Source organism: bacterium, from assembly GCA_026708055.1.
Taxonomy (GTDB): Bacteria; Actinomycetota; Acidimicrobiia; order Acidimicrobiales; family CATQHL01; genus VXNF01.
This window is the reverse complement of the sequence record JAPOVS010000076.1, coordinates 1-19,139: the sequence shown is the minus strand read 5'-3', so window position 1 is coordinate 19,139 and position 19,139 is coordinate 1. Positions and strand designations below refer to the sequence as shown.

16 protein-coding genes are annotated in these 19,139 nt (G+C 71.0%); 4 read left to right on the top strand and 12 right to left on the bottom strand.

Going from position 1 to position 19,139, the window contains the following annotated elements; all coding sequences use genetic code 11:
• A partial coding sequence (locus tag OXG55_16315; protein ID MCY4104801.1) for a hypothetical protein occupies positions 1-1,496 on the bottom strand: 1,496 nt, incomplete at its 3' end.
• 311 nt (positions 1,497-1,807) lie between these two features.
• On the opposite strand from OXG55_16315, the gene OXG55_16310 reads away from it, so the two are divergent.
• Entirely contained in the window at positions 1,808-3,025 is a 1,218-nt protein-coding gene (locus OXG55_16310) for an amidohydrolase family protein (GenBank protein MCY4104800.1), read from the top strand.
• Between the two features lie 24 nt (positions 3,026-3,049).
• Here OXG55_16310 and OXG55_16305 read toward each other — a convergent pair whose 3' ends face one another.
• The 3 genes from OXG55_16305 to OXG55_16295 form a co-directional block, all read right to left on the bottom strand.
• Positions 3,050-3,367 carry a type II toxin-antitoxin system PemK/MazF family toxin gene (locus OXG55_16305; GenBank protein MCY4104799.1) on the bottom strand — a complete coding sequence of 106 codons (318 nt, stop codon included), beginning with the start codon at positions 3,365-3,367 and terminating at the stop codon, positions 3,050-3,052.
• On the bottom strand, positions 3,354-3,593 hold the full coding sequence (locus tag OXG55_16300; protein MCY4104798.1) for a hypothetical protein: 240 nt from the start codon (positions 3,591-3,593) through the stop codon (positions 3,354-3,356). The genes OXG55_16305 and OXG55_16300 overlap by 14 nt, the downstream gene beginning before the upstream one ends.
• A 78-nt stretch (positions 3,594-3,671) precedes the next feature.
• A complete protein-coding gene (locus OXG55_16295; protein ID MCY4104797.1) occupies positions 3,672-5,948 on the bottom strand; it encodes an aconitate hydratase in 2,277 nt (758 codons plus the stop codon).
• A 110-nt stretch (positions 5,949-6,058) separates the two neighbouring features.
• On the opposite strand from OXG55_16295, the gene OXG55_16290 reads away from it, so the two are divergent.
• Together OXG55_16290 and OXG55_16285 are read left to right on the top strand one after the other, a co-directional pair.
• Positions 6,059-6,391 (top strand): hypothetical protein, encoded by a 333-nt coding sequence (locus tag OXG55_16290; GenBank protein ID MCY4104796.1) that lies wholly within the window; start codon positions 6,059-6,061, stop codon positions 6,389-6,391.
• A gap of 28 nt (positions 6,392-6,419) precedes the next feature.
• Positions 6,420-6,683: a hypothetical protein gene (locus OXG55_16285; GenBank protein ID MCY4104795.1), complete on the top strand. Its 264-nt coding sequence runs from the start codon at positions 6,420-6,422 to the stop codon at positions 6,681-6,683.
• Between the two features lie 4 nt (positions 6,684-6,687).
• Here OXG55_16285 and OXG55_16280 read toward each other — a convergent pair whose 3' ends face one another.
• The 6 genes from OXG55_16280 to OXG55_16255 form a co-directional block, all read right to left on the bottom strand.
• Entirely contained in the window at positions 6,688-7,113 is a 426-nt protein-coding gene (locus OXG55_16280; GenBank protein MCY4104794.1) for a hypothetical protein, read from the bottom strand.
• Positions 7,114-7,137: 24 nt separating this feature from the next.
• On the bottom strand, positions 7,138-7,344 hold the full coding sequence (locus OXG55_16275; GenBank protein ID MCY4104793.1) for a hypothetical protein: 207 nt from the start codon (positions 7,342-7,344) through the stop codon (positions 7,138-7,140).
• 386 nt (positions 7,345-7,730) lie between these two features.
• Complete coding sequence (locus OXG55_16270; GenBank protein ID MCY4104792.1) at positions 7,731-10,166, bottom strand: MMPL family transporter; 2,436 nt, start codon at positions 10,164-10,166, stop codon at positions 7,731-7,733.
• 275 nt (positions 10,167-10,441) lie between these two features.
• Positions 10,442-11,347, bottom strand: a complete 906-nt coding sequence (locus tag OXG55_16265) for a lysophospholipid acyltransferase family protein (GenBank protein MCY4104791.1) — start codon at positions 11,345-11,347, stop codon at positions 10,442-10,444.
• Between the two features lie 94 nt (positions 11,348-11,441).
• Positions 11,442-13,058 carry a lactate racemase domain-containing protein gene (locus OXG55_16260; GenBank protein MCY4104790.1) on the bottom strand — a complete coding sequence of 539 codons (1,617 nt, stop codon included), beginning with the start codon at positions 13,056-13,058 and terminating at the stop codon, positions 11,442-11,444.
• Between the two features lie 7 nt (positions 13,059-13,065).
• The gene (locus OXG55_16255) at positions 13,066-15,393 is read right to left on the bottom strand and encodes an HAD-IB family hydrolase (protein ID MCY4104789.1); all 2,328 of its coding nucleotides are present in this window, start codon (positions 15,391-15,393) and stop codon (positions 13,066-13,068) included.
• Positions 15,394-15,513: 120 nt separating this feature from the next.
• On the opposite strand from OXG55_16255, the gene OXG55_16250 reads away from it, so the two are divergent.
• The gene (locus OXG55_16250) at positions 15,514-16,125 is read left to right on the top strand and encodes a TetR/AcrR family transcriptional regulator (protein MCY4104788.1); all 612 of its coding nucleotides are present in this window, start codon (positions 15,514-15,516) and stop codon (positions 16,123-16,125) included.
• 65 nt (positions 16,126-16,190) lie between these two features.
• On the opposite strand, the gene OXG55_16245 is transcribed toward OXG55_16250, so the two are convergent.
• Together OXG55_16245 and OXG55_16240 are read right to left on the bottom strand one after the other, a co-directional pair.
• Entirely contained in the window at positions 16,191-17,546 is a 1,356-nt protein-coding gene (locus OXG55_16245) for an ATP-binding protein (protein ID MCY4104787.1), read from the bottom strand.
• Positions 17,547-17,702: 156 nt separating this feature from the next.
• Positions 17,703-18,833 (bottom strand): D-alanine--D-alanine ligase, encoded by a 1,131-nt coding sequence (locus tag OXG55_16240; protein ID MCY4104786.1) that lies wholly within the window; start codon positions 18,831-18,833, stop codon positions 17,703-17,705.
• Positions 18,834-19,139: the final 306 nt, after the last annotated feature.

Genomic DNA, 19,139 nt, shown 5'->3' with positions numbered 1-19,139 from the left:
GTGATGGCGGTGTAGGTCCCGTCGGGCGCGTCGGTTGCACCGGTGGGTTCTCCACTCCAGTCGGTGTTGTTGCCCCAGCATGCGATGGCGCCGTCGGCGTCGAGTGCGCAGGCGTGGAGGCTGCTGACGGTGACGGCGGTGTAGGTCCCGTCGGGCGCGTCGGCCTCCCCGAAGTCGTTGGTGCCCCAGCATGCGATGGCGCCGTCGGCGTCGAGTGCGCAGGTGTGGCCGCCGCCGGCGGTGACGGCGGTGAAGTGGCCGTCGGGCGCGTCGGCCTCCCCGAAGTCGTTGGTGCCCCAGCATGCGATGGCGCCGTCGGCGTCGAGTGCGCAGGTGTGGTAGCCGCCGGCGGTGATGGCGGTGTAGGTCCCGTCGGGCGCGTCGGTTGCACCGGTGGGTTCTCCACTCCAGTCGGTGTTGCGGCCCCAGCAGGTGATGGTGCGGTCGGCGTCGAGTGCGCAGGAGTGGCTGCTGCCGGCGGTGATGGCGGTGTAGGTCCCGTCGGGCGCGTCGGCCAGCCCGAAGGAGTTAGTGCCCCAGCATGCGATGGTGCGATCGGCGTCGAGTGCGCAGGTGTGGTAGCTGCCGGCGGTGATGGCGGTGTAGGTCCCGTCGGGCGCGTCGGCCTGCCCGAAGGTGTTGTCGCCCCAGCAGGTGATGGCGCCGTCGGCGGTGAGTGCGCAGGTGTGGTAGCCGCCGGCGGTGATGGCGGTGTAGGTCCCGTCGGGCGCGTCGGTTGCACCGGTGGGTTCTCCACTCCAGTCGGTGTTGCGGCCCCAGCAGGTGATGGTGCGGTCGGCGTCGAGTGCGCAGGAGTGGCTGCTGCCGGCGGTGATGGCGGTGTAGGTCCCGTCGGGCGCGTCGGTTTGACCGAAGGAGTTGTTGCCCCAGCATGTGATGGCGCCGTCGGCGGTGAGTGCGCAGGCGTGGTACACGCGTTCTGGGTCTTCGATGTCATCGATGACGTGGAAAATATCTCCTGAGGTGTTGCCTGCGGATATGGCGGTGTAGGTCCCGTCGGGCGGGTCGGCCTGCCCGTTACTGTTGTTGCCCCAGCAGGTGATGGCGCCGTCGGCGTCGAGTGCGCAGGTGTGGTCCCAGCCGGCGGTGATGGCGGTGTAGGTCCCGCCGGCGGGGGCGGGGGTTGTGGCGGGTAGGGGGCTGCTGGCGAGCCAGCGGCCGGTTGGTGCGGTGGTGGGGAAGAACCGGGAGCGGGGGAGTTGTCGTTGCCCCCAGGGGTCTGCGGTGCTGGCGCGTTGTTGGATTCCGAACTCGACGCGGCCGTCGGCGAGTTGGCGCGCCACGATGCGGATTTCTGCGGCGGCGGGCGGTTCCTGGGCGGCGGCGGGCGCGGCGACGAGCGCGCCGGCGGCGACGGCGAGCGCCGACAGGAGCGCGGCCGCGCCGCGGCAGCGGCGCCTACGGTCTAGGACTCCGGGGGGGGGGGCGTCGGCGGCGGGTCCCGCGGCGCGCGGACGGCTCGGTGTGAAGAACATGCTTGCCTTCCTTTGGGTCTGCAGCGGCCCGCGGCCGCCGCGCGGCGTGTACGCCGCTGAACTCTAACGCCGCTCGCGGTCGGCTGCGGCCGCCTCGGCGCGGGCGCCGCGGACGGGCCGCGGCGGCCGCCCCGCCGGCGGCGACTGGCGCCGCGCGGCGCGGGACCGGCCCGCCCAGGGACTCCGACCACGCCGAAGAGCCGGAGGGACCCTGAGGCCCCGACCAGCGCCGCGGCGGCCGGTAGAGTGCCGCGCGTGGACTGCGAGCACGGGGCGTTCGCCGCCCGCCGGTCACCGGGGGGGATCGCACGGTGAGCGTCGTCGACCTCGACGAGGCGCCGAGCCCGATGCTGCTGCCGGATCCGCCGGCGCAGCGGGTCCGCTACACGCTCATCTCGGTGGACGACCACCTCGTCGAGCCGCCGTGGCTGTTCGAGGGTCGCCTGCCGCGCCGCTACCAGGACCTGGCGCCGCGGGTCGTCGAGCAGGGCGACGGCACGCAGGCCTGGCAATTCGACGGCGAGGTCTACGAACAACTCGGCCTCAACGCCCAGGTGGGACGGGCGGACCGCGACGACATCACCTTCGAGCCGGCCCGCTTCAGTGACATGCGGCGCGGCTCCTGGGACATCCACCAGCGCATCCGCGACATGGACCTGGGCGGCGTCTGGGCGTCGGTCTGCTTCCCGTCGGTCATCACCGGCTTCTGCGGAGCGGTGTACTCCAGTTGCTCCGACCCCGAACTGGGCTTGGCGGTGACGCGGGCCTTCAACGACTGGATCCACGAGGAATGGTGGGGCGCCCACCCCGACCGCATCATCCCCATGGGCATCACCTGGCTGCGCGACCCGCACCTGGCCGCCGCCGAGATCCGCCGCAACGCCGAGCGGGGCTTCACGGCGGTGACCCTGCCGGAGAACCCGGCGCACATGGGCCTGCCGTCGATCCACGACCGCTGGTGGGACCCGCTGCTGGGGGCGTGCGAGGAGACCGGGACGGTGATCTGCCTGCACACCGGCTCGTCGGGCCACTGGATGCCCCAGGACGAGGCCGGCCCGCACCTGGCCGTGCGGGCCACGCTGTTCCAGATGCACGCCTACGTGGCGGCCGCCGAGTGGGTCTGGTCGGGCATCGGGCTGCGCTTCCCGAACATCCGCATCGCCCTGTCCGAGGGCGGCTGCGGCTGGGTGCCCACCATGTACGACCGCATGCGCCACCAGATCGAGGTCTCCGGCCACGGCCGCCAGGACTGGCCCACCGGCGCCACCGGCCCCCACGAGCTGCTGCTGCGCAACGTCTGGTACTGCACCATCAGCGACCCGTCCAGCATCGACGCGGTCGTCGCCCTCAACCGCAGCCACGTCATGATGGAGGTCGACTACCCCCACGCCGACAGCACCTGGCCCGGCTGCCAGGACGCACTCGAGGAGATGATCGGCCACCTCCCCGACGACGTCATCGCCGACGTCTGCCACCGCAACGCCGCCGCCCTGTTCCGCCACCCCCTCCCCGCCGAGACGCTCCCCTAGCACCACCGCGGAACTGGTCCAGGGTCAGTGCAGGTCCAGAACCGTCAACAGCGCAGCGTCGACCGCCCACTGCTCGGTGGTGCTGAGTCGGCCGACCGTGTCTCCCAGCCGGCTGGCGTCGACGGCGCCCGACTGCTCCACGAGCACCCGTGTCGCCGTCCCCCCGATCGAGATCTCGGGGCGGAACGAGGCCGGCCTGGCGCTACGCGAGGTAGGTGCTACGAGCACCGTGGAGCGGGGGAGCAGGGCGTCGGTCTGGACGACGACACCGAAGCGCCGCCCCTGCTGTTCGTGCCCGGTGCCCTTGGACAGGCGGAGCGGGCGTACCTCACCACGGCGCACGCAGGTCCTCCATCATCGCCGCCACGTCGCGCATCTCGCGGCGATCCCGTTCGTCGGCGTCGAGGGCGGCAGCCTCCGCCGCCAGCGTTCGGTGTTCAGCGAGGCGGGCCGCCGCCGCCACCACAGAACTGCGGATCGCTTCCGAGCGGGTCATTCCTGTGGCTTCGAGTTGCAGCAGGGCCCGATGCGCTTGGTCGTCCAGCCGGACGGAGATGGCTGCTCCCACGGGCGTCAGTGTATCACAAATCGCAATACAGTATGGCTCTCCCTCCCGAAGTCGCCGGTGGTGCCCGTAGAGCGGCGCCTACAACCGCTGGCGGATCACGTTGAGGGCGCTGCCGGCGCGGAACCAGTCGATCTGGTCGGCCGACATCGTGTGGCGGGTGTCGAAGGCGTCCGTCGAGCCGTCGGGGTGCGACACCTCCACCCGCACCGGCTCGCCCGGCGCCAGGTCGGCCAGGCCCCGCACGGCGATTCGATCGTCCTCGCCGATGCGGTCGTAGTCGGCGGGGTCGGCGAACGTGAGTGCCAGCACGCCCTGCTTCTTGAGGTTGGTCTCGTGGATGCGGGCGAAGGAGCGCACGATGACGGCCACGCAGCCCCGGAAGCGGGGTTCCATGGCGGCGTGCTCACGGGAGGACCCCTCGCCGTAGTTGGCGTCCCCCACGGCGATCCATGACAAGCCGGCGGTGTGGTAGCGCTCGGCGATCTCGGGGTACGGACGGACCTGCCCGTCGGTCTGGTCCTTGCCCTCGCCGACGATGCCGCCGAAGGCGTTGACCGCACCGGCGAAGAGGTTGCCGCTGATGTTCTCCAGGTGACCCCGGTAGCGCAGCCACGGTCCGGCGGCGGAGATGTGGTCGGTGGTGCACTTGCCGGCCGCCTTCACCAGCACCGGCAGGTTCTCGTAGTCCCGCCCGTCCCAGGCGGCGAACGGCTGCAGTTCCTGCAGGCGCCTGCTGGTCGGCGAGATTCGCACCTCGATGGCGGCCCGCTCCGCCTCCGCCGGCGGGGCCACGAAACCCGCCTCGCCGGGATCGAAGCCGTCAGGGGGCAACTCGGTGCCGACCGGTTCGGGCAGGCGCACCTCCTCGCCGGCGTCGTTGGTGAGGGTGTCGCTGAGCGGGTCGAAGTCCACCCGGCCGGCGAGCGCCAGGGCCACCACCACCTCCGGTGAGGTGACGAACGCCAGCGTGGAGGCCAGGCCGTCGTTGCGCTTGGGGAAGTTGCGGTTGTAGCTGTTGACGATCACGTTGGTGTCGCCCTCGGCCACGTCGCTGCGCGACCACTGGCCGATGCACGGCCCGCAGGCGTTGGCCAGCACCGTGGCCCCTGCCTCCTCGAAGACGCCCAGCAGGCCGTCGCGGGCGATGGTGGCGCGGATCTGCTCCGATCCGGGCGTGACCAGCAGCGGCGCCCGGACCTTCAGCCCCTTCGCCACCGCACCGGACACGATGCTGGCCGCCCGGGTGATGTCCTCGTAGGAGGAGTTGGTACACGATCCCACCAGGGCCGCGGAGATCTCCATGGGCCAGCCCTCGGCGGCCGCCTCGGCACCGAGCTCCGACACCGGGCGGGCCCGGTCGGGGGAATGGGGGCCGTTGATGTGCGGTGCCAGGGTGGACAGGTCGATCTCGACGACCGAGTCGTAGCAACCCTCGGGGTCGGCCAGCACGCCGTCGTCGGGCCGCAGGTGCTCGGCGACGGCGTCGGCCGCGGCGGCCGCCTGCTCGCGCCCGGTGGCCTTCAGGTAGCGGGCCATCGACTCGTCGTAGGCGAACAGTGAGGTGGTGGCGCCGATCTCTGCGCCCATGTTGCAGATGGTGGCCTTGCCGGTGGCGGAGATCGTCTCGGCGCCGGGACCGAAATACTCGACGATGGCCCCGGTGCCGCCGGCGACCGTCAGCAGGTCGGCGACCTTCAGGATGACGTCCTTGGGCGCCGACCAGCCCGAGAGGCGCCCGGTGAGGCGCACGCCGATGAACTTCGGCCAGCGGACGTTCCACGGGAATCCGGTCATGACGTCCACGGCGTCGGCGCCGCCCACACCCACCGCCACCATGCCCAGCCCGCCGGCGTTGGGGCTGTGGCTGTCGGTGCCGATCATCATCCCGCCGCAGAAGGCGTAGTTCTCCAGCACGACCTGGTGGATGATGCCCGAGCCCGGCTTCCAGAACCCGGCCCCGTAGCGGGCGCTCACCGACTCCAGGAAGTCGTAGACCTCGTCGTGGTTCTCCAGCGCCGCCAGCAGGTCGCGCCGCGCATCCACCTTGGCCTGGATGAGGTGGTCGCAGTGCACCGTGGTCGGCACGGCGACCTCCTCGAGCCCGGCAGTCATGAACTGCAGCCACGCCATCTGGGCCGTGGCGTCCTGCATCGCCACCCGGTCCGGGCGGAAGTCCACGTAGCTGCGCCCCCGCTCGGGCAGCGGACCGGACGGGTCGTCAAGATGGCCGATGAGGATCTTCTCCGCCGCCGTCAGAGGGCGGTCGGTAGCGGCCCGGGCGCCCGAGACCGCCGATGCCAGGCGACCGTAGGCGGCCTCGATGAGGGAGATGGGGGTGCTGGCATGAACGGCCATGATGTACCTCGCGGAGTTTGCGTTCGTTGTCCGTCGGTCGGGTCGGGGTACTACCAGCCTTCGGTAGCCACAGGGTCAGTGGGCTGCCGAGAGAGAACGACGAGGTGACGGTGGCGCTGGCACCCCCAAAGGTATCGGGCAAGCACTTGGGCCGGATCTGTTACCGCGATCTCGCGCATGAGTCCGCGCCCCATGTCGCGAGTTTCTCCGGCGGACGCTCCTCCGCGGCGCTGGCGTTCATGGCTGCCTCGGACGGCGTGTTGCGGCCTGAGCGTGGCGACGTGGTCCTCTTCGCCAACACCTCCGCGGAGCATCCTGGCACGTACGAGTTCGCGGCCCGCTGCAAAGAGGAATTGGAGTCGGAGTTCGGGTTGCCGTGCTTCTGGTTCGAGTTCTGCACGCTGGAGACGGAAGGTCGCCAAGCATCTCGACCGTCTGCATGAGCGGGAGGTCTGGGAGAACCTGGCGCGCATGTCGCTGCGGCATATTGTCGCCGTCAGCGAACCGCGCGCGCAGGCCGCCGTGGAGTTCGCCCTTCACGGCTCCCTTGAAGCAGGTGCCGGTCGGCCGTCGGGCCAGGCGGCGCTCCGGCCGAAGGTCATGGAGGCGGTGCGTGCGCTCGGCAGGTTGAGCCACGGATTCAGCCTGGCGATGTGCTCCTGGGACCGGCTCGTCGATGCGGCAGCGACCGGGATCGAGTCCGCCGGAGCGGGCGCGGGTGGAGCGGGGGAGTAGGGCGTCAGCTTGACGCCAATTCATCCCAGTTGTAGGTGACCAGTGTGACACCGGTGCCGTCGAGTGTCTGGCCCCATTTTCTTCCGACGTTCGCCTCGGCGAGGTGGATCGTCGCCGTGCGTTCGAGGGCTGCAGCGAGGAGTTCGGCTGCGGCGAGGCTCACCTTGTGGTCGGCCATCAGGCTGGCGGTGGCCACCGAATAGGGCCGCGGATCGAGGATTCTCAGTGTGTCAGGTGGTGGTGAGAGTGCAGCGCCGATTATGTCGGCGTCGGCGCCTCGGCTGAGCCGGCCGAGCGTGTTGCTGTCGATCAGAGCCCGCAAGAGGCGAACGTGCAGGGTCCAGGGGAGGACGGGCGTCTGGATGCCCCATGCGGGCCAGCGCCTTCCGCTGAGCGCAGCACGGGCCAAGTGATCGTCGACGAGGATCACCTTGTGGCCTCCAGAGGGGCGGAGTCAGGAGAGGCTTAGGTCGGGATCCTCGGCGAAGAGCCGGTCGCAGAGTTGGGGGTGTTCTTCACCGAACTGGGCGAAGAAGCGCCGGACACTATCGTCAAGGGCTTGGGACGGGGCTTCGACAAGCTCGAAGTCGATTGTCCCGACGCCCTTCTCGGCGGCGGTCGCGTGCGCGGGTACGGCCTGTCGGGCCGGGTTGGTCGTCATCGGTTCGAGCATATCCGAAACGGTCATGATCTACCTGCGGGCGACTCTCGGTGGCGTCATTTCACGCTAACGGCGCCGACGCCTCCGAGGGGTGCCCCGGTAGCCCTGGAGACATGGCTCGCCCGGATAATCGGTGCGACGCCGGGCGCGGCGAACCGAGCGGAGCCGCGTCTACAAAACGCCTCGCGGACCTCCTCGGTGAGTTCGCCAGGACGCTCGGCGGCCGCGTCGATGATTCGTCGGAGTTCAGCGCTGCGCGAGGTGCCGGCCCGGTCGGACACAGATCCAGGAACCGGCGCTGCTCGTCGGTCAGGTACACGCTGGTGCTATTCGCACACCGGACTGTACACCGGTTGAGCGGTTCGTCGCAGCGGCCGCCGGCGGGATCAGGTGCTTCTCTGGCGCCAGTCGTGGTAGGCGGCCCAGGCCACCAGCATGGGCGGCAGCACCACGATGGCGGCGATCAGGGAGTAGGACACCGTGATGGCCGTGAGCACGCCGAACTGTCCCATCGGCGGGATGGGGCCGGCGATCAGCACCACGAACCCCAGGGCGGTGGTGAGGGCCGAGCCGATGAGCGCCCCGCCGGTGGTGCGCATGGTGCGCCGCATGGCCTCGCCGACCGAGGCCCCGCCGTGCTCCCGCTCCTCGATGAACCGGTGCGTCACATGGATGGTGTAGTCGACGCCGATGCCGATGGACAGGGCGGTGATCAGGGCGGTGATCACGTTGTAGCTGTAACCCAACAGCACCATGGTGCCCAGCACCCACACCAGCGCCAGCAGGATGGGCAGCACCGACAGCACCGCCAGCATCGGGCGGAACTCGGTGATCCAGAAGAACAGGGTCAGCACCACCAGCGCGGCCACGACGGTCAGGATGATGGAGGTGGCCTGGCTCTCGGTGAGGCTGTCGGTGACCTCCAGGGAGGTGATCTCGTTGGCGACCGGCGTGATGGCCTCATCGTCGCCGAACCACAGGCCGTCGACGTCCGCGAACAGTTCGCGGGTTCGGTCCGGGTCGCCGGTGAGGGCGCTGAACTGCAGGATCGTGCGATCCTCGGTGTCTCCTGAGCCGAGAGCCACGACGGAGTCGAAGCCGGCCGGGTCGTGTTCCCGCATCGACCTCAGGGACCGCTCGATGGTCTCAGGGGCCACCACCAGGGCGCTGGTGCGGTTCAGGGCGATGTCGGCCTCGATCCGGTCGCGCAGTTCCTCGGGCAGCGAGGTGAAGTAGGTGCCCAGCGAGTTGGTGATGCCGCTGCTGACCGCTGCGGGCCGCTGCTGGGGATCCTCGACTCTCGTCGCGAAGTCCAGCAGGTTGCGGACCGTGCGGTCGCTGGAGAGGTCGGCCTCCACCAGCACCGTGACCGGCTCGGTGTTGCCTCCCAGGCTCTCGGACAGGAAGACCGCGTCCTCCTTGCTCTCGGTGCCGTTGGGCAGGAAATCGTTGGTGTCGAACGACGTGCCGAGGTTGGTGGTCAGCACCCCGAAGACCAGCGTCACCACGCCGGCCGCCGCCAGGATGAGCGTCGGGCGCCGGACGGTGGCGCTGCTGACGGCCTCCACCAGGTTGCCCGCGCCGGGGATGGCCTGATCGATGGAGCGGGTGATCGGCGCGCGGCCCTCGGCGCCGCTGCGGCGATCCAGCAGAACCCGCACCGCCGGCACCGGGGTGAGGAACACCACCAGCCCGCCGGCCACACCGACGGCGGCCACCACTCCGAAGTCGGCCAGTCCGGAGATGTCGCCGAACAGGTTGGTGAGGAAGCTGACCATGGTGGTCACCCCGGCCAGACCGAGGGGCAGCATCACGCCGGCCACCGACCTGGAGGCGCCCTCGGTGGCGTCGGCGCCCTCGGCGCGCACCTCGCGGTAGCGCGCCGTGCCCTGGATGCCGTAATCCACGCACAGGCCGATGAGCATGACCGGCACCATCTGGCCCAGCACGCTGGGCGCTCCGATGAGATTCAGGCCGTCGGGCCCCAGCAGGCCTTGGAACCCGAGCGCCCAGACGATGGTCAGCACCAGCCCGCCCATGGACAGCACCACGTCGCTGACCCGCCGGTAGAACAGCAGCAGCAGGACGGCGATCACGGCGAGGGCCACCAGCATCAGCAGTGCCATCGACGACTGTGCGGAGTCGTCGGACTCCTTGTCGTTCTTGGCCCTCGAGATGGTCCGGGCCCCCTCCAGTGCCAGGAGATCCACCGCCTGCACCGCCTCGTCGGCGGCGAGTTGCGCCTCGGCCAGGCCGCCGGCATCCCCGCCGGCGTTCACAGTGACGATGCCGACACCGCCGATGACCGCCCCCGATTCGTCGCGGGCGATCATGTCGTTCAGCCGTTCCAACAGCGGGGCGTTGGCGGCGTCGGCGGTGGCCGCGTCGATGTCGGACTGGGTGATCGAGGCCATGTCCACGGTCCGCGGGTCGTTGCCCGGTCCGGCCAGCATCGACAGCACCACATGGCCGGGCGACACAGGTGGGCGGGGGGCGTACAGGTAGCGGGCCAGGTCGGGGTGGTCGGCTGCGGCGGCGGTGGCCGTGACCGAGTCGGCCACCCCGCCGGGGGTCAACACGTCGCCCCGCAGAACCACCTGGACGGCCTCTAGTTCGGCCGACTCGGGGAAGCTCTCGGCCAGTTTGTCCATGGCGGCCACCATCTCGCTGCCGTCGGGCAGGAACGCCTCCTGCACGTCGGCCGTCTCGAGGGTGCGGGTGAAGCCGATGATCGCCACGACCGTGATGGCCGCGGTGATCAGCAGAGCCGTCCAGGGCCGGTGCGCGACCCAGCGCCCGTAAGCGGCGAAGAACCTGCTCATCGTCATCCCTCCGGTTGTGGCCCGACCCTGCCGGGCTGCCTCGCGGCGGCCCGGGGACTCACCTTACGACTACCCGCCGGGCGACCGGGGGACGGTTGCTCAGCAGCCGGCGCCGGCCGTTCGGGCCGCTGCGCATCGGGCCGCCGACACCTCGACCGGGTCGGCGCCGGCCCGAGGGGCATCGGGGCGCCCACCTCGGGAACTCGCGGTGGTCGACGCGCCGCCCGGCCGGCGGTTCGCTGCGGTGCGCGGCGGGGAGGAGACGGCTCGACGAGTCAGCGGGGCCAGCGGCGGGCCCGCGGCTTGCTGCGGTGCGAGAGCGCCCAGGCGCGCCGCCACGAGGCCGCGTCGGGGCCGGTCAGCGCCGGGGTGGTGCCGGTGTGCACCCGCTGGCGTGCCTGCCACCAGTCGGTGGTGGTCTCGTCGGCGAGCGCCGCCACGGCGGCCTCGATGCGGGCGCCCAGGGTGCGGATCCGCTCGCTGGGGTCGGGACGCACCGGGTCGCCGAACACCACCAGCGTGCGCCCCGGAGTGGGCACCAGCCGCCCCTTCGGCAGGATCTTGCGGGTGCCGGCCAGGTACACGGGCACGACCGGCACGTCGCAGCGGTGCGCCAGGTAGGCGGCGCCGCCGCGGAACGGCCGGCCCCAGCCGTCGGTGCTGCGCCCCCCTTCGGGGTACAGCAGCAGGCTCCAGCCGCGGCGCACCAGGCCGGCGACCTCCTGGGCGGAGTCGCGGCCCACGCGGGCCCGCTCCACCGGCACGGCCCCCATGAACAGCGCCGAGGCGACGCCCCTGGCGCGGGTCGGGAAGAAGTAGTCCGCCGCCGCGGCCACGATCAGCGTGTGGCGCCACGGCTCGGGGATCGACGTCATCAGCAGCGGGGTGTCGAGGTGGCTGTGGTGGTTGGCGGCGAAGATCACCGGCTCGCCGTCCAGGGCCTCGAGGCGGTCCAGCCCCAGCCGGGTGGGCTGAGCGGCCGCCGCCACCACCGGCCGCCAGAGCAACTCGATGATCGAGGCGCGCACCATGCGGGCCGGCCAGCGGCGCGCCCAGTCGGTGTCGAAGTCGGCGCCCAGCGCGGCCGGGACGTGCTCCGGCGGCGCTGACAGCGGCACGGTCGGGGGGCGCCACGGGAACTCCAGGTTGCGCAGCAATCGGGGCAGCGGGTTGGGGTTCATGGGTCGGCTCGACGGGGAGTGCAGCGCACCCGGTGTCGCCGGGGTCTGGATTCCGGCCTTCGCCGGAATGACGGGCGGAATCCGGGCGGGGCGCTCACGACACGTCGGCCATGACGAACGGCGGCAGGTGCAGGTGCGTGACCGACGGCCGGCTGCCCACGGTGTCGCCGGCGATCTCGAAGGCGTCGCTGAGGCTGGAGGCAGGGGCGAACCCCATGCGCCGCACCGCCGCCCGGTCGCCGCCCACCACGATGACCCGCCCCAGATGACTCAGCGCATGCGCGCCCCAGTACCACATGTAGAAGGGATGCACGCCGTGGTAGGCGTAGGAGGTGCGGTAGAGGTGCCGGTACCACTCGTCGGTTGCGTACCGCAGCTCGTAGCGGGCCTCGATCTCCGCGGGGTCGGTGGTGTCCGCCAGCACCTGCTCGAAGAAGTCGATGTAGCTGGGGTGGTGCACCGGGTGGAACTCCCACGGCGTGGGGTGGGTCATGATCACCACCCCACCGGGGCGCACCAGCGGCCGGCCCCTGTAGAGGTTGAAGAAATATCCCAATCCCAGGCACATCACCAGGATCGGGTTCATGATGGAGTTGACGTTGTAGGGGCAGATGTAGGGCAGCCCCATGGTCAGCACGTCGGTCTGGCCCTCCACGGCCACGAGCTGCTGGCGGAACACGTTCTCGGTGGTGACCTTGTGGACGGCCTCCACCTCGCCGGCCTGCACCGAGGTGAGGGCGTACGGCGCCCGCCAGGACTGGAAGGCGCGCCGGCGGGCGGCCGGCGACATGACCTGCAGCCCCCCCTGCATGGCCAGGAACGTGGCCCGGTCCCGTGCGGTCCACTCCCATTCCCGCTTCTGCAGCATCGACAGCGAGCCGCTGGTGCCGAAGCTGTTGTTGTTGAGAGTGGTCTCGATCTGGAACACCCGGGGCCCGGACTCCCGCAGCACCGCGCCCTGGCGCCAGTTCGAATGGTGCAGTTCGGAGTTGCGCTGGTCCATGAACGAGCGCGACTTCAGCATTGTGGCGACGTTGTGGTGGTGCCGGAGGCCCTGGTAGCCGGACAGGCCGGTGGCGGTGCTCTTCCAGCCGCCGTCCATGGCCACGAGGTTGATGTTGACGTAGACGACGAGGTCGCTCTCGGCGGCGCGCCGGCTGATCTGCACTTCCTCGCCACCGTCGGTCACCCCTAGGAGCACCATGCCGTCGGGGTCCTCGGCGTCGTGGTTGTAGAGGCGGCGCGACGGGGCGAACGCCTCGTAGACGCGGTCGCCGACGGCGTGGCGAAGCTCGGCCTCGGTCATGCGCCGGTGCAGCGCCAGGGCGGCGATGATGTGCACGTCGTCGACGCCGGCGGCTGCGGCCATGTCCAGCACCGTCTCGATCACCTGCTGGCGCACGTCGGGGCGCTGCATGGGCGGCAGCGGCAGCGAGATGTCGTCGAAGGCGATCGTCAGGCGCATGCCGGGCCGCAGCAGCGCCGGCAGCGGCTCGCTGTCGATGGGGTGCTCCAACGCGTGGCGGATGGCGCCGGCGGGGTCCGGCAGGCCCTCCAGCGGGCTGGGCGGGTAGATCACCCGGGAGCGCCCCGCCGGCAGCCGCTCGAGGCGGAACCCCTCGCCGTGGTGGAACAGGATCGGCGGCGTCGAGCGCTCCACCTCCAGCACGAAGCCGGGCCGGGGGGTGGGGGAGGCGGTGCGCGGGCTCATCGGGCGCTCATCGTCGCACGAGGGGCTCGGCGAGGGGCAGCAGCTTGCGGGGCCCGCCGGGCGCCTGGCGGAAGTTCTCGATCAGCCAGCCACGGCGCCGGGCGAGGGTCGCCAGCTTGGTCTCGGGGTTCACCGCCACCGGGAACCCCACCGCCTCCAGCATGGGCAGGTCGCTGGTGGAGTCGGCGTAGGCCACCGACTCGGCCAGCGAGAGCCCCTCGCGGGCCGCGTAGTTCAAGAGCGCCTCGGCGCGGCTCTCGCCGGTCGGCGGCACGGTGGCGAGCTGGCCGGTGTAGGCGGATCCGCTGCGGGTCCGGGTCAGGGAGGCGCACACGATGTCGTCGAACAGCGGGGCGAACGGGGCGATCACGAAGTCCAGCGCCCCGGTGATCAGCACGGTGCGGTGGCCCAGCGCCCGGTGGTGGCGCACCCGCCGGATGGCGGCGGGGAACGACTGGCGCAGCAGCAGGTCGCTGAACATCTCGAAGCTGTCGTCGGCCACCTGGTCCACCGGCGCCCCGGCGAAGCGGCGGTAGAAGTAGCGCAGGAAGTCGCTGCGGTCGTGACGGTCGAGGTCCAGCAGCTTCGGCGCCTCGGCCAGGGTGCGGGCCACCAGACGGGCCCGCTCGGCGGTCGGCATCCGCTTGGTCGCCAGCCAGCCCCACGAGGCGACGACGTTGGAGGCGACCAGGGTGTTCTCCAGATCGAAGGCGGCCATGTGGCGCTGCGGCGAGAGCACCTGCCGGCGTCGCCGGGTGTCGCGGCCGACCCCCGCCCGGACCGCCGGCGCCGTCTTCAGGCGTCCCTGGGCGATCACCGACGGCAGGTGGATCTCGGTGAGGTAGCGGCGCCAGTCGATGCTCCGCGGGTCGAAGTTGAAGCTCTCCCGGTCGTCCAGGGTCAGCGAATCGTGCAGCGCCAGCAGCTCGCGGATCCCGAAGGTCGCCTGGCACTCCACGTAGCTGCTGTAGAGGTCCACGTAGCTGAGCGCCCGCTCCACCTGGGCGCGTTTGTGGGCGAAGTCGGCGGCGATGCCCGCCTTCTCGCCGCGCACCGGCAGGGCGGCCAGCACCTTCTCGCCGGTCTCGAGGGCGCGCTTGGCGCGCTCCAGGCTGTTCTGCACCCGCTTGCGGCTGGGATACGACCAGCGCGGCGGGGCGATCGGCTGGTTGCGCTCGTCGTAGACGGGGTTCTCGCAGAACCAGGCGTGCGACCAGTCGTGCAGGTCCTCGAAGCGGAAGGGGTTCACCTCGCTGGAGGCCACCTGCACCACCTTCGGCTGCCCGTCCGGCGCGGGGCCGTCGGCGGCCACGGCGCACACCGCCGCGGCCACCTGGTCAACGGGGATGACGTCGAGGGTGCCCTCCGGGGTGCCGGGGAAGTCCTGCAGCAGGCCGCGGGCGTAGGAGATGATGATCGGTTCGGCCATCCGGAAGCCGCGGATCCAGCCGGGGAACGGCTCGGCCAGGGCCGACTCGATGATCGACGGCCGCACGATGGTGAGCGGGATGGCGCCGCGGGTCTCGGTGAGGGCCGCCTCGGCGAGGGCCTTGGTGAGCCCGTAGGCGTCGGGGAAGCCGAGGGAGGCCGCCCGCGCCCGGCCCACGTCCACCAGCCGGGTGCGCACCCAGCGCTGGCGGATCTGCTCGCGCTTGGCGCTGAGGGCGGCGGTTCCGGCGGCGCCGAGTTCGCTGTCCGCCTCCTTGGCGAACTCCTCGAGACGTTCGGGTGTGCGGCTCTCGTCCTCGATGGCGTCGCGACTGCGGTGTGCCGAGGCCGCCTCGGCGCGCCAGTCCACCGCAACGGCGAAGTGACTCTCGGCGAGGAGTTCCTCTGGAGCGAACCCCCGCCGGTTGCCCGCCACGTACGCCGTCGAGACCGAGACGAGGTGGGGGGTGGCGCCGATGTCGGCCAGCAACTCCACGAGGCGGATCGGCCCCAGCAGGTTCGTCTCGACGGCCAGGTCGAAGGGGTTGTCGAAGGCGACCGCCGCGGCCGCGTGGATGAGGATGTCGCAACTCGCCAGGAGTTCCCGCCCCTCGGCGTCACAGCCCAGACCGTCCGCACTCACGTCGGCTGAGACAGCCTGGATGCGCTGGGCCGTCTCGGCGGCGAAGCCGTCGCGGCCGAGCGCTGCCCGGAGGCGGTCGAAGGCGTCGTTGCGCAGCACCTCCCGGCGGATCCGCTCGGCGGCGCCGCGGCGGCCGGGCCGTACCAGCAGCACCATCTCGCACTCGGGAACCGAGCGCAGCAGCTTCTCCACCAGGGCAGTGCCCAGGAACCCGGTGGCACCGGTGAGGGCGATGCGCTTGCCGGCCAGAGCCTCGGGTATCACCCTCTCTTTCTACCATGTGGTAGAGGCATCTACCACGCGGTAAGGCGAGGCGGAGCATCAATCGAGCTGAATGCCCTACCAGATGGTAGAGGAGTGAGCCCGCAACTAGGCTGAGTGCCGGTGGAGACACGGGATCGCATCCTCGAGGCGGCGCTGGCATCCTTCGGCGGTCGCGGCTACGACGCCTCTTCGCTGGACTCCATCGCCCGCGACAGCGGCATCCGCAAGCAGACCGTCCTGTACTACTTCGGCTCCAAGGACGCTCTCATGGAAGCGGTGATCGACCGGACGGTGGCCGACCTGACCGCGGCACTGCTGGCGGCCGCCGAGGGCGGGCCCCCGACCGCCGACGGGGAGGCTGAGTCGCCCGACGTCTGGGCCGGCGTCGAGGCGATCGTGCGAGCGGTGTTCCGGTTCGCGGTGCGCCGGCCCGAGATGCTCGGGCTCCTGCGCGAGGTCACGCGGCTGGGTCCGCCACAGATGGACCGCGTGCGCGACGGGTTCGAGCCGCTGGTGGATCGCGCCCGCGCCTTCCTCGAGGCCGGCATGGAGTCGGGCCGGATCCGCCGCTGCGATCCCCGCCTGCTGCTGGTGTCCACGTACTCGACGGTCATGGGTGTCGCCACCGAGGTGGAGGTGCTGCGCGCCGTCGGCGTCGAGCCCACCCTCCGCGACACCGTCGTCCGCCGCCGAGAACTCCTCCGCTTCCTCCGCTCAGCCCTGGTCGGCTGAACCTCGGTCGTGCTTCTCGTCAGTCAGCAGGAAGCGGAGGAGACGGTCGTCGAGGAACGCCCGGGTCAATTGGTGGCCAGGTCTGGATCGTCGGCCAGTGACCGGACGTAGGCGGCGTGTTCGTCGCGACCGAGCAGGTCGTCGAGCAGCCGACCCCGTTCGCTCGATGGGACAGGTGTCTCGATCGGAGGTTCCCAGAGGGTGCTGATGGGTAGCGCCCAGATGCGGTCGTCGATCCCGTAGGGGAGTTGCCCGCTGTACAGCACGGCGCCGTAGTGGAAGTCCGCGCCGAGGCGGTCGCGCAGCCCCAGGAGGTGCCGGGCGTCGCCCCGGCCGACGCTTGTGGCCGACTTCACCTCGAGGCCGATGACACGGCCGCGGCGTTCGAGCAGGAAATCGATCTCGTGCCCGTCACGGTTGCGGTAGTGGAACAGGCCGGTTGCCGTGGAGGCGGTCTCGATGTGGGCCAGCAGTTCGGTGGCGACAAAGGTCTCGAAGAGTTGACCCGCCAGCATGCCGTCGCGGGTCAGGGTCTCGGCGTCGGCGTTCAGCAGGTGGGTGGCGAGACCGGCGTCGGTGAGGTGGATCCGCGGCGAGCGAGTGAGCCGGCGGACCCGGTTGCTGTGCCACGCAGGCAGCAGGGCCACGACCGACAGGTCCTCCAGCAGCCTCACATGGCTGTCGGCCGTCGCGCGGGACACGTCGGCGTCTCGTGCGACCGCCTCCTTGTTGAGTTCCCGGCCGGTGCGGGCCGCGCACGAGCGCAGCACGCCGCGCAGCAGTTGTGCTCTCGGGTGGGAGCCGGTGATCTGCGGGGCGTCGCGTTCGGCGAGTTGCTCGGCGTAGGCTTCGAACCAGCGGGACAGGTTGCGACCCGAGTGCCGCAGTGCCGCGGGGAAGCGGCCCGCCACAATCCGGTCGATGTAGCCGGCGCGGCTCACCTGTGAGGCAGCGAAGGTGGGTGCTCTGTCGGCGAACCAGGTGTCGACGGGGTTGTAGGCGTTGTTGTGCGCCAGTTCGGACCGGGTGAGGCCGTACATCCGGACCCGGATCAGCCGTCCCGTGCCGGGCCAAGTCTGGCCGCCGAGAGCCGCGCGGGCCGATCCGGTCACGATGAAGCGCCTCGGCGTGCGCGCCCGGTCGCTGTCGACCGCCCGCTTCACTGCTGTCAGGATCTCCGGCGCCTCCTGCCACTCGTCGATGACGACAGTCCCCGAGGTGGTGGCGAGCACCCCGTCTGGATCGTCCTGCGCCGCCCGCCTGGGGCCTGGCTTCGACAGGTCGATCACCGTGTCGCCGAGCCAACCTGCGGTGGTTGACTTCCCGGCGCCGCGCGGTCCGACCAGGAAGACCGCCGGGAAGTTGGGAAGCAGCTCCTCGGCGAGCAGCCTCTCGATGATTCTCGGATACAGGTCGGCCACGCTCGGGAGTCTATGTCGACGCTGCAGAGTTTAGGCGATTTGACGAGAGATAAGTTATCGAATTGTCGAGGATTGATTTGGCGAATTGACGGATCTCTGCTGCGCGATCTGCCGAGCGGGGCGCCGTCCGGTCGCGGCGGCGTCGACGAAGTGGGTTCAGCGGGTGGTGCGGATGTGGGCGGCGCGGCGGTTGTGGCGGTCGAGGGCGAGCTGGACCAGTTCGGCGATGAGGGTGGGGCCGTCGAGGCCGGAGACGGCCCAGAGTCGGGGATACATGGAGATGGGGGTGAACCCCGGCATGGTGTTGATCTCGCTGACGACGAGGCGCCGTTCGGGTGACGCGGCCTCGTCGTAGAGGAAGTCGACTCTGGCGAGGCCCTCCACACCCAGCGCCCGGGCGGCGGCCACGGCGAGGTTCTGCACCTCCTCGCTGACCTCGGGAGGCAGGTCTGCGGGGGCGTGCAACTCGGCTGTGTCGTTGAGGTACTTGTCTGCGTAGTCGTAGAACTCGCCGCCGGGCACGATCTCGCCGGGCAGAGAGGCTCGAAGTTGCTCGTTGCCGAGTACCGACACCTCGATCTCCCGCCCAGCCGCGAACTCCTCGACGATCAGCCGATCGTCGTAGCCGGAGGCCAGTGCCAGCGCCTCGGCGATCTGCGCCGCACCGGCGGCCTTGGAGATGCCGATCGAGGAGCCCAGGTTGGCGGGCTTCACGAAGACCGGGTTGCCCAGTTCGGCGAGCAGCGCTCCCGGGGTCTCGACGGACACCTCGCTGCTGCGGAGTTCGGTGTGGCGGGCCACGGGCAGTCCCGCTGCCGCCAGGAGACGCTTGGATACCGGCTTGTCCATGCACACCGCACTGGACAGCACGCCGGGCCCCACGTAGGGGACGCCGGCCATCTCGCAGAGGCCCTGGACGCTGCCGTCCTCGCCGAAGGGTCCGTGCAGGACGGGGAAGACGACCAGCGACTCACCGGATCGCCGTTCGAGCGCCCGGTCCACCGACACGGCCGGGAACTCGTCGCCGAGCGCCGGGAGGGCATCGCCGGCGGCTCCGCGCTCGGTGGCCACAGCCGGTGGCCGCACCCAGCGGCCCTCTCGGGTGATGCCGACGAGATCCACCTCCAGCCCGCCGGCGCGGGCGCACTCGGCCACGTAGCGGCCCGACACCCGGGAGACCTCGTGTTCGGCCGACCGGCCGCCGTACAGGACGACCAGCCGGATGCGCTCGGTCACGCGCGCCACGCTACCGGTGGCGCCGATGACCTCGATGAATCCGCCCGCCACGCGGGCCGCCGGTGCTATCCCGAGTCGGATCCGGCAGGGGGTGTACGTTCGATCCGGTGCCGGGTCATGCTGCGCGGTGCCGGCGGCGCCGGCGAATCGAGGGGTCCGCAGAGATCGAGGGGTCCGCAGAGGTCGACCGCCGCCCGGCTCGAGGCCGCTCGCGCCGGCGAACCCCGGTCGAACCGTGAGACTCGCCCTCTCGGAGGTGGCCGGCATCGTCGGCGGCGAGCTGATCGGCGCCGACGATGCCATTGACGGGGTCTCGGTGGATTCCCGGACTCTGCGAGCGGGGGAGCTTTTCGTGCC

Bases quoted from the DNA above. Each gene is read 5' to 3' on its own strand.
- OXG55_16295 (MCY4104797.1), bottom strand. From the start codon at position 5,948: ATGGCCGTTCATGCCAGCACCCCCATCTCCCTCATCGAGGCCGCCTAC.
- OXG55_16285 (MCY4104795.1), top strand. From the start codon at position 6,420: ATGTCGCTGCGGCATATTGTCGCCGTCAGCGAACCGCGCGCGCAGGCC.
- OXG55_16275 (MCY4104793.1), bottom strand. From the start codon at position 7,344: ATGACGACCAACCCGGCCCGACAGGCCGTACCCGCGCACGCGACCGCC.
- OXG55_16270 (MCY4104792.1), bottom strand. From the start codon at position 10,166: ATGAGCAGGTTCTTCGCCGCTTACGGGCGCTGGGTCGCGCACCGGCCC.
- OXG55_16265 (MCY4104791.1), bottom strand. From the start codon at position 11,347: ATGAACCCCAACCCGCTGCCCCGATTGCTGCGCAACCTGGAGTTCCCG.
- OXG55_16260 (MCY4104790.1), bottom strand. From the start codon at position 13,058: ATGAGCCCGCGCACCGCCTCCCCCACCCCCCGGCCCGGCTTCGTGCTG.